Raw genomic sequence first — 2127 nt, 5'->3', positions numbered from 1 at the left:
TGGCGGCGCTCAAGGACCGCTTCTTCCGCGGGGTGTGGGAGGCCAACGGCATCCCGGAGGAGACCGCGGAGAAGCTGTGGAACAAGATCGTCGCCTTCGCCGCCTACGGTTTCCCGGAGTCCCACTCACAGTCCTTCGCGTCACTGGTGTACTTCTCCGCCTGGTTCAAACACCACCACCCGGCGGAGTTCTGCGTCGGCCTGCTGCGTGCCCAGCCGATGGGCTTCTACTCGCCACAGTCCCTCATCCAGGACGCCCGCCGCCACGGCGTGGAGATCCTGCCCGTCGACGTGCAGGCCTCCGGGGCGCAGGCCCGGGTGGTCGACGGCCGTATCCGCCTCGGCCTCACCCTGATCAAGGGGCTCGGCGCAGAGGCCGCCGCCCGCATCGCGGCTGCCGCCCCCTTCAGCGGGATCCCCGATCTGGCGCGCCGGGCCGACCTCACCGTGGCGCACGTCGAGGCCCTGGCCCGGGCGGGGGCACTGGAGAGTTTCGGGGTGGACCGTCGGCAGGCGCTGTGGGAGGCGGGCGTCGCCGCCACCGAAAGGGACGGCATGCTCCCGGGGCTCTCCGCGGTCAGCGCGCCCCCGCTGCCCGGGATGAACGCCTTCGAGCTCATGGTCGCCGACATCGCCACCACCGGCGTCACCCACGACCGGCAGCCCCTGGAGATGCTGCGGTCCTCGCTCGCCGACGCCGGAGTGACCCCCGCCGCCGCACTCCCCGCGGTGCCCGACGGCACCCGCGTGCGGGTGGCGGGCGTGGTCACCCACAGGCAGCGCCCGCAGACCGCCTCGGGCCTGACCTTCCTCGGCATGGAGGACGAGACCGGCCTGCTCAACGTCATGGTGTCCGTCGGTCTGTGGAACCGGCAGCGGACGGTGGCGCGCACCGCGAGGGCCCTGGTGGTCCGCGGTATCGTGCAGAACTCATCCGGGGCGGTGACGGTGGTCGCCGACCGGCTGGAATCGCTGGCGCCGGGGGAGTGGCTCAGCCGCGGTTCACGTGACTTCCGTTGACCCATGTTCAACGTGTGAAGTCTGATGTGTGCGACCTATAATTGAAGCATGGAGACCTCATCCGCTTCCCGGGAAACACTCGACCAGATCGCCGACGACATCGCCGCCACCACCACCGTCACCGACATCATTTCTGCGCTGATCCGCGAGTGCGGACTCTCCACCGCGGAAGCCACCCGACTGGTGGGCATTCAGGCTGATCAGCTGTCGAGCGCCCTCTTCCCGGCCGGCTTCTTCCCCGTCGGTGAGGTCTACGACGAGGACCGCTACCAGGAGTGGCTCGTCCAGGAGCTGATCAACACGTTCAGCGGGGGTGTCGACAAGCTGGGGGATGATGTGGCGGGCTTCCTCCGCGTCGTGTTCGGACGTGGCGACGAACCGACCGCCGAGTTCAACGCCGCGATCTTCCTGGGGGCGAAGAAGCGGGTGGCGCAGGACATCTCCTCCCTGCCGGTGGGGTTCTTCTGCCGCGACGGGATCGCGCACCTCAAGGAGCACGGTGCCCGGTGGCGGAACCATCCCTTCACCTCACCAGGCTGGCCGGACGCACCGACCTATGAGGTGCGCCGCGACGACGAGGAGTTGTAGGGGCGGACGCTCCGCGCAACCCCGGAAGCACAGGTTCGAGAGCACACTGGTTCCGAACCTGCGGGAGCCGTGGGGTGGCTTTCCCGGGGATGTGAATCCGAACGTGTGAGATCGGGGGAGGGCGGGGCGGGCTGCTACATCCAGCGGTCGCGGGCGAACTCCAGGAAGGCGAGGATCGCCGCGGCGGCGATGGTGCCGGCCAGCCACACACCCAGGAAGAAGAGGATGTCCAGGAAGTCGAGGGGCATCTCGCGGGTCATCAACGTCGAGGCGAAGGCGATGAGCACGGCGACGGTGGCGCCGGTGGGTATCTTGGCGATGAGGTATTCGAGGGCGGTCACGTCAGTCAGCGTAGCTGGCGGGGTGTGCTGCCTGCCGGGCACCGTCGTTAGTGTGGAGGGCGTGAACCCCGTCTCCCCGAAACTGACCACCGCCCGTTACCTCGGCAGACTGCCGTGGCTGATCCTGCCCCTCCTCATCTTCGTGGGCCTGGCCTGGTGGGTGAGCCCGTGGTTCTGGA

At 68.8% G+C, this 2127-nt stretch carries 3 protein-coding genes; 2 read left to right on the top strand and 1 reads right to left on the bottom strand.

Annotation, left to right across the window (positions count from 1 at the left end; genetic code table 11):
- Both GXZ33_RS02790 and GXZ33_RS02785 read left to right on the top strand, forming a co-directional pair.
- Nucleotides 1-1019: OB-fold nucleic acid binding domain-containing protein (locus GXZ33_RS02790; RefSeq protein ID WP_363236812.1), on the top strand; the 1019-nt coding region annotated here is incomplete at its 5' end.
- A gap of 48 nt (nucleotides 1020-1067) precedes the next feature.
- Nucleotides 1068-1607 (top strand): hypothetical protein, encoded by a 540-nt coding sequence (locus tag GXZ33_RS02785; RefSeq protein ID WP_291339328.1) that lies wholly within the window; start codon nucleotides 1068-1070, stop codon nucleotides 1605-1607.
- A 134-nt stretch (nucleotides 1608-1741) separates the two neighbouring features.
- Here GXZ33_RS02785 and GXZ33_RS02780 read toward each other — a convergent pair whose 3' ends face one another.
- A complete protein-coding gene (locus GXZ33_RS02780) occupies nucleotides 1742-1948 on the bottom strand; it encodes a hypothetical protein (protein ID WP_291339327.1) in 207 nt (68 codons plus the stop codon).
- Between the last annotated feature and the right edge of the window lie 179 nt (nucleotides 1949-2127).

The sequence above is a fragment of the Corynebacterium sp. genome (genome assembly GCF_012838985.1).
Classification (GTDB): Bacteria; Actinomycetota; Actinomycetes; order Mycobacteriales; family Mycobacteriaceae; genus Corynebacterium.
This window is presented reverse-complemented; position numbering and strand designations above follow the sequence as displayed.